Raw genomic sequence first — 4,445 nt, 5'->3', positions numbered from 1 at the left:
AAGGTTGATTAGAAAATAGTAGCTATTTTCTAATCAACCTTTTCGTTTTTAATGATCAAACCAATTCCAAACCTCAATATCTCCAAGAGTAGCGTAACGTACGTGAGGCGAGTTTTGTAATTTTAATAACTCTTTTGACGGTCCAGTAATGACCATTCCGTATACTTTTACGCCGTTATCTTTTACATATTTATAACGTTTATCTAAGTTCAGCTGATCCTCAGGAATCATGGCAACTTTACTTACAGTTTTTTCATGTGTAGAAAGAATGTGCATCATTTCAATAACCTTATCCTCTTGCGTTTTCAGGTTTTCTGTTTCATCATCAAGGAATCCTATATGTTCTGGAAATCCTATAAAGTCGTCCCCAGATAGGATGAAATCTTCTTCGTTTATTCTTTCTTGTCCTGTATCTAAAGCGTACCATACAGGAGTTGGCGGGAGTTCTTGTGCTTCAAATACGCTATATAAAAGTGGTTCTAATTCTTGTAACGTGTAAGGTTTGTCAAAAGATATTGCTACTTCTGCAACTGTTCCCTCATGTACCTTTGCAAGTGTATCCCAAACCTTTTTAGATGCTTCTTTCAAATAATCACCTTGTTTTATTTTTGGGTGAACAAAGTGGATGTTCGGTTGATAGTGCATATTCACCCAAGATTTATTTGTGATATTTAAAGAAGATAAGAAGCTGCTTGTTTCAATTGTACCGAGTGGCATTTCTTTTTTACCAATCGTTTTTACTAAATCAAATTGGCTGTTTGTTCGAAAGAAAGCTTCTACACTTGTTCCGCCCCCCATAACGCGGCTATTTGGGATAGTTGCTTCAAGTGCAAGAGAGGGAACATCTCTTATTTCTTTTAGTCTTTTATCATTATTAGCTTGAAAATAAAAGGCAGATAATACCCCGCCGATCATATATATAACGATACAAATTGCTAGTATAAAACCAAGCGTTTGTAAACGATGTTTCCATTTAATCCTCCAAAAAGGAATTTTAAGATCTTTTGGTGGTAACTTTTTCTTAATCGGCTCTGTTTTTGCTAACAATTCATCTAAATGTGCTTCACATTCTTCACAAGTTTCTATATGACTTTCTAACTGTTCTTGTTCATCATGTGTGAGTGTTCCGTTTTCATATTTCTCCCATAGTTTTTTAAATTCTGCACAAACCATCTGCATCACTCCTTTATGATTTTTGCTTCTTTTCGTCCTCGGTGTAATTCAATTTTTACTTTTGCTAACGAGAGACCGGTCATTTCTGCTATTTCCTTATAGGAGAATCCGTAGTAATCTCGTAGTAGTAACACATTTCGTCTTTCGAGCGGAAGAGAGGATATGTTTTGTAACCAACTAGTAATCTCATGTTTTACGAAATAAGAGTGCTCTGTACTTGGCACGTTTGGTAAATGGAATTCTTCGATTTTAGTTGTTTTATACTTCTTTTCTTTTCGGTACCAATCGATAAAGGCGTTGTAGGCAATTGTAAATAACCACGGTCTAATTTCTTCTCCCTCATAATAGTCAATATGGACGAGCATTCGGTAAAAAGTTTCTTGCATGAGATCTTCTGCATAGTGAGAATCTCCGGTTAGGGAGAGAAGATAGCGAAATAAATCATGCATATGATCTGAATAAATGTCTTCTAATGATTGTTTGCGTTTCACTACATTTCCCTCCCTTCATAAATAACAACGAAATACATATAGAAAAGTTACAATTTTTTATGGAATTATAGTAAAAAACGTCAAGAATTGGATAGGATTCTCTTTTATCATAATACATATAAGGCGGGTGAACAGAGGTGGAAAGCTATGAAACTCAAATTCAAAGGGCAATTGACTATATTGAAGAAGATGTAATGGAAAAACAAACGTTGCGTAATTTGGCTCGCATTGCATGTTTTTCTGAATCGCATTTTCATCGTGTATTCCAGGCGTTAGTAGGCGATACAGTAATGGAGTATGTTCGGAAGAGGAGGTTAGCCCGGGCAGCGTATCAACTTTCTCATACGGATGAAAAAATTATTGATGTCGCATTTGAGCATGGCTTTCAATCCCACGAAACGTTCACGAGAGCCTTTAAAAAATTATTTCAGATGACACCAAGTGAATATCGAAAACAAGAAATTGAAACACCAATGTATTATAGAGTGAATGTAAAACAAAGAAAATTAAATCCATATTTAGGGGGCATACAAATGGAATATCGTATTGTAAATAAACCGGAATTTTTAATGGCGGGTTATGAGCTGAAGACGACGAGTAAAGAAGGGAAAAATCATCAAGATATCCCGGTCTTTTGGCAGGAGTATTTACAAAAGGATCTTGGAACGACGATTCCGAATCGTAAAGATACGAGCCAATGGGTAGAGCTTGGACTATGTACAGATTTTAATTTAGAAACAGGGGACTTCACTTATATTATCGGGATGGAAGTTACAGGCTTTGAAAATGTACCAAATGAAATTGCAAAGCGCACATTCCCGGCAGCAACATATGCCGTATTTACAACACCGAAAGTTCCTCATGCAGAAATGGTGTCGTCTATTCATCAAACGTGGAATGCAGTATTCTCAGAATGGTTCCCGCACTCAGGATATGAACATTGCGGAGTTACAGAGTTTGAACTATACGATGAGCGTTGCCATGAAGATAAGAGTGAGTTTGCTCAAGTAGAGCTTTGGATACCGGTGAAGAAGAAATAATAGGAAAAGAAGCGAACCATTGAGAGATGGTTCGCTTCTTTTTTTGAAAATCGATATATTCGGAAAAGCGCCGATATAATTTCATTTATTAGCGTATTGCTTCGAAAAGAGAAAATATAAGAAAGGGTGCTTTTGGAAAGCACCTTTTCTTATGAACTAAAAGGAAACACGAGAATAATCGTCGTTCCTTTTCCAAGCTCACTATCAATGGAAATCGTTCCATTATGAGCGTGAACGAGCTGTTTTGTGATGGCGAGGCCAAGTCCAGTTCCGATGTTGCTTTCTTCTGTATTTGTTCCTCTGTAATATCTCTCGAATAAAAGCTCTTTCGTTTTATCATCCATTCCTTTTCCGTTATCTGAAATAGATAATGTAAAGAAGTTAGCATTTTGCGAAAGTTTTACGATTACGTTTGTTGTTTCATTATTATGTTTTACGGCGTTTGCTAATAAGTTTTCGATAATACGTTGGAACCATTTTTCTTCAATAAAATATTGAATTTTGCTTGAGCTTGGTACAAATTCAATGTTTTGATTTTGCAGCATTGGATTATTAATAAATTGCAATAGTACTTTTTGGACGAATTGATTGATTTCAACATTTACGTGCTGCGCAGGAAGGGTATCATTTTTTAATTGATACGTTAAGCTTAAGTCATCAATTAACGTAGTCATATATTGTGACTTTTCTTTCATGACATGGCCAAATTGTTGAATGTCTTGATCGGTCCAATTATACTGCTTCGATTCTAGTAATAGTGCATAGCCGTATATAGAGCTAAGCGGTGTTTTTAAATCGTGTGTTAGACCAGTGATCCATTCTTCACGTGTTTGCTGCAGTACTTGTCTCATTGCATCGTTCTTTTTCAAAGTAATAGAAAGATGTTCGAGTGAGTTTGTAACATCTTTAAATAGGCGGAACGACCATTTTTCTTTACCGGATTTTCGGAATCGAATCGCTTTTCCTTTTTTACTAACAGGCTCTTCATATTTTCCCCCGGCTATGTTTTTAAGCCAGCGCATCGCGTGTAATAACGGTTTCCCAAACTTATTTCCATACCAAATTGAAAGGATGACTAAATAAACAAATACGATAAGGAGGATTAAGCTGCATCCGATTAGAAGTTTCTTAGTAAATACATCATCTAATTCATCATCTGGATAGTAATGATCGTTTTTCGCGGATACAACGACGAGATGACCGCTATTTGAGTCGTAAAAGCTAGATATACTTTCTTTATGGTTCCACGGTTCTTTCTCATTAAGAGCAGTTTTTATAGCTGAAAATGTTTTTTTCTTTCCATCTGGATAGGAAAAAACTTCTTCACCATTGTTATTAAATATTTGTAGCATTGCTTTTTCTTTAGAAAGTAATTGTTTTTCTTGTTCAGTTAATGCAAACTCATTTAGTGATAACGAAGGATGCCCTTGCTGTATCGTTTTGAGTAATGTATTACTTTTTAGTTTGGCACCGTAAATAACGAGTACCGGTTTCTTTTCTAATTTAATTTCCCAATAGTTAAATTTATAAGGATTTTCTCTACTGTTTTGTAAATATGTAAGTAAAGATGTCTTTGTGTAAGCGGTCGGAACATCGCTAGGTGTATTGAAGTTGTAAAGGACTTTTCCCTCTTCGCTTACAATTTGAAGCCAATCATTTTTTTCTGTTATTAAATCTTTTAATTCAGGTTTTAATGTAATGTGATTGTCTTCAGAAGAAATATATTCAGAAATTGTAAAAC

General features: G+C 35.4%; 4 protein-coding genes. 1 reads left to right on the top strand and 3 read right to left on the bottom strand.

Features of this window, described 5'->3' with window-relative positions:
- Window positions 1–48 precede the first annotated feature (48 nt).
- Entirely contained in the window at window positions 49–1,173 is a 1,125-nt protein-coding gene (locus tag KI356_RS23290; protein ID WP_212936599.1) for an anti-sigma factor, read from the bottom strand.
- A 5-nt stretch (window positions 1,174–1,178) separates the two neighbouring features.
- The gene (locus tag KI356_RS23285) at window positions 1,179–1,664 is read right to left on the bottom strand and encodes an RNA polymerase sigma factor (protein ID WP_128282108.1); all 486 of its coding nucleotides are present in this window, start codon (window positions 1,662–1,664) and stop codon (window positions 1,179–1,181) included.
- Between the two features lie 137 nt (window positions 1,665–1,801).
- Here KI356_RS23285 and KI356_RS23280 point away from each other — a divergent pair, with 137 nt between their 5' ends.
- The gene (locus KI356_RS23280) at window positions 1,802–2,704 is read left to right on the top strand and encodes an AraC family transcriptional regulator (RefSeq protein ID WP_212936598.1); all 903 of its coding nucleotides are present in this window, start codon (window positions 1,802–1,804) and stop codon (window positions 2,702–2,704) included.
- 149 nt (window positions 2,705–2,853) lie between these two features.
- On the opposite strand, the gene KI356_RS23275 is transcribed toward KI356_RS23280, so the two are convergent.
- A partial coding sequence (locus KI356_RS23275; protein ID WP_212936597.1) for a sensor histidine kinase occupies window positions 2,854–4,445 on the bottom strand: 1,592 nt, incomplete at its 5' end.

The sequence above is a fragment of the Bacillus hominis genome, from assembly GCF_018332515.1.
Classification (GTDB): Bacteria; Bacillota; Bacilli; order Bacillales; family Bacillaceae_G; genus Bacillus_A; species Bacillus_A hominis.
Note: the sequence above shows the minus strand (reverse complement) of the source record. Positions and strands in the feature narration are given on the sequence as shown.

What these genes read in the sequence shown, in the direction of transcription:
- KI356_RS23290 (WP_212936599.1), bottom strand. Translation starts at nt 1,173, where the DNA reads ATGGTTTGTGCAGAATTTAAAAAACTATGGGAGAAATATGAAAACGGA.